Raw genomic sequence first — 3,003 nt, 5'->3', positions numbered from 1 at the left:
CGGGAGAAAATAGCGCCGAAGGGAGGAGTAGACGAGTACCACGGCGGCGAACCCGTAAATGAGTGAGCCCAACGAGACGGCGTTCCAGTGCAGGCGGCCGCCCCCGCTGAGGTTCACGGCCTCGTCGGAGAACAGCATCTTCGCGCGGCCGACGAGCTCTCCGAGAAGGAAGAACGGACTCCAGAAGATGGCCGGCCCGGCAGGAAACGTGTTTCGCGCGTGTCCGGTTACCGTGGGCTGGAAGCGTGAGCCGCGTTCATCCATGCCGTACTCGGCATACTCGTCATCGAAGTGCAGGTCGAAGTCCTTCCAGAACGACTGCACGTAGGCGTAGTAGAAGAACCCGTCCGCAACCCTGCGGTTCGTCGTCGCGTGGAAGTGGTAGACGGACAAAAGAAATAGAAGGATCAGCGCGAAAAGAAAGCGATCCGAGAGGATCCTCCACCTCAGCCAGAGCCACAGGATGGCGGCAACGGCGAGCAGACGAACGGCGACGGCGACCGGGGTGCCGCCTCCCAGAGCCAGGATGGCGAACAGGTCAATGGAGAGGACTACCGCGACCGCCAGCGAGACGTGACTCTTCCATCGGGACACTTCAATCCTCCCCCGATCGGGCCAGATGCTCCACCAGGCGGTCGACGAGCGCGGATTGCGCGGTATTCAGCTTGCGGCGGGCGACGTCGGCGGGGAAGAAATCGGCGCGGTCGATCTCGGGGAACGCCTGTTTTCGCCCCGATCGAGGGGGCCATTCGATCGTGAAGGTGTTGCTTCGTATCGCGCTCGGATCGCAGTCTCCCTCGAAGGCCCAGGCGAGGATTCGTTTTCCGCCTTTCTGCTGTATCTCTCCGAGAGGGATGAGCCCGGAGTCGGGAGCCTCGAGGCCCGTCTCCTCATGAAACTCCCGTTGCGCCGTTTTGAGCGGGTCGTCGCCAGGCTCGATCTCTCCTTTGGGCAGACTCCACGAGCCGTCGTCCTTGTTGCGAAAGAAGGGTCCCCCGGGGTGGACGATGAAGACCTCGACGCCCTTCCCATGGCGATACATCAGAAGGCCAGCCGAGAGCTTCGGCATCTCGCGCGGGATTATACGGCTTTCGTCGGCTATCCTGGATGGATGCCGGTCGTGATCCTCATGATGATGGTGGCCTCCGCGCCCCTCGGTACGCAGTCCGCTCGCCTGCGACAGTACTTGAGCCTCGCGGAAGCGACGCTCGAGAACCCCATCAGGCTCGAGGAGCTACGGGGCGCTCTGCTCTCGCCCGGAGGCGTGGCGGCGATCCGGGCGCTCTTCGAGCGTTCCATCGCGGAAGGACTCGTGCTCGATGGCCGGCTGGTGACGCCCGAGCTCGGTGGGGAGGCGACGCTCGACGCCGCCGAGCTCGTTCTCGTCGACTACCCCGATCCCGTGCACCCTCTTCTGCGCGAGATGGTACGCTTCGACACCGATCCCGAGCGCTTGCTCGAGCTCCTGCGGAGCTCAGCCGACGGAAAGCGGCTGCTCGAGACGACGGGAGGGCTTCACGCGCTTCTCTACCAGATGTCGACGAAGACGCCGACCGACGAGCAGAGGAAGCTACTCCGGCAGGTCGTGGCCTCGGCGGTGGCCATCCACTTCAAGACCTGGAGCACGGATCCGTTGATCCAGGCACGGATGATCGAGACCACCGACTGGCGCGGCCGCTACGTGGGTTTCTGGCATATCCATCCGCCGCGCCTTCGGGGCGCGGAGCTCGCTGACGGAATCGAGCCGAGCTACGAGGATATGACCAACGCCGTGGAGCTGGGCCAGTTCCTGACCATCGTCTTCCAGCCGGACGGCTTCGACGCGTACGATCTGTCTCCGCTCGCGGTCACCGGCGCTCCCGACCTGTCGCGCGCCGAGCGCATCAGCTATCGCTCATCGGGCTGGCGGTCGCACTTCCGAGAGCGGGCTCGTCCTTTCGACCCGTAATGTCAGCCGAAGAACTTCTTGATGACGGAGCCGAGGGCGTCGTCCTGCTTCGCGCTCGCTCCGAGCTGCCGGCGGGCGCCCTCGTGTCGGGGCTTGATACGGAGCGTCATCTTGAACTCGTGCAGAGCCCGCGAGTGCAATCCGAACGATTTGTAGTAGAGGCCGAGCCAGTAGTGGATCTCGGCGTCGTGAGGCGAAAGCCTCAGGGCTTCGACGAAATGCGCTTCCGCCTCCTTCCGTCTCGACGACAGTCGCGACAACGCCCGGCCCATCATGCCGCGGTAGATAGCCTTGCCCGGACAGATCTCGATGAGTTGCTCGAGAAGGGGCACCGCGCCTTCCCAGTCGCGAAGCTTGAAATGAAGCTTCACATCCCGCACCAGCCGGCTCTCCCCTCCACCCTGCTCGATACGCCGTCTCGCCTGCTCGCGTGCGCGGCTGGCCGATTCGTCCGCCGCGACGCTCGTCTCGTCCGCCACCGTCGCCGGGGGCTCGGGCTCCGGCACGGACGCGGGCTTGGCTATCTCGACCTCGATCTCGAGCTCGTCTTCGAGGTCCAAGCCAACGGCCTCTTCGCTCACCGCGACTTCGTCGATCGGGATTTGCGCGAACATCGACGGCGCGTCCTCCGCCTGGGGAAGATCGACCACCAGATCGGGATCCGTCACCATCAGGGTTTTCCAGCCGACCGCCCGCTCCGATGGCGGTGAGAGCGCTGGCTCCGGTGGGGGCTCGGGCGGGGCGTTCTCCATCGCCGAGCTCATGGAGACGCCCTGTTCTTCGAAGAAGTCTCGGAACCGATCGGCGGGACGGTCGGTGAGTGACCACTCCGGCACGTTGGAACCATCGACAACAGGGGATGACGGTGTTTTCGGCGTTTCGACCGGTGCTTCGATCTCCGGATTTTTTTCGACCGGTACTTCGACTTTCGCCTGGACCGGTGCTTCGACTGGGGCCTCGATTCGCGGTGCGGCCGCGGGGCGCGGCCCGCGTCCTCTCCGCGACGGCGCGATACTCAGATCGCTCGGCGCTCTCCCCGGGATTCCCAGCCACTC

Annotated in this window: 4 protein-coding genes; 1 reads left to right on the top strand and 3 read right to left on the bottom strand. The window is 64.7% G+C overall.

The annotated features are described in order from the left end of the window. Window positions 1-594, bottom strand: a 594-nt coding sequence (locus tag VEK15_11610) for a hypothetical protein (protein ID HXV61334.1), incomplete at its 3' end; no start/stop codon positions are given. A gap of 1 nt (window position 595) precedes the next feature. Continuing rightward, window positions 596-1,069, bottom strand: coding sequence for an NUDIX domain-containing protein (locus tag VEK15_11605; GenBank protein ID HXV61333.1), 474 nt, complete (start codon window positions 1,067-1,069; stop codon window positions 596-598). A gap of 42 nt (window positions 1,070-1,111) precedes the next feature. Here VEK15_11605 and VEK15_11600 point away from each other — a divergent pair, with 42 nt between their 5' ends. Further along, a complete protein-coding gene (locus VEK15_11600) occupies window positions 1,112-1,948 on the top strand; it encodes a hypothetical protein (GenBank protein HXV61332.1) in 837 nt (278 codons plus the stop codon). A gap of 2 nt (window positions 1,949-1,950) precedes the next feature. On the opposite strand, the gene VEK15_11595 is transcribed toward VEK15_11600, so the two are convergent. After that, window positions 1,951-3,003 (bottom strand): tetratricopeptide repeat protein (locus tag VEK15_11595; GenBank protein ID HXV61331.1); only part of this gene is annotated, 1,053 nt, incomplete at its 5' end.

This window comes from Vicinamibacteria bacterium, assembly GCA_035620555.1.
In the GTDB taxonomy this organism is placed as follows: Bacteria; Acidobacteriota; Vicinamibacteria; order Marinacidobacterales; family SMYC01; genus DASPGQ01.
Note: the sequence above shows the minus strand (reverse complement) of the source record. Positions and strands in the feature narration are given on the sequence as shown.

What these genes read in the sequence shown, in the direction of transcription:
- VEK15_11605 (HXV61333.1), bottom strand. Translation starts at nt 1,069, where the DNA reads ATGCCGAAGCTCTCGGCTGGCCTTCTGATGTATCGCCATGGGAAGGGC.
- VEK15_11600 (HXV61332.1), top strand. Translation starts at nt 1,112, where the DNA reads ATGCCGGTCGTGATCCTCATGATGATGGTGGCCTCCGCGCCCCTCGGT.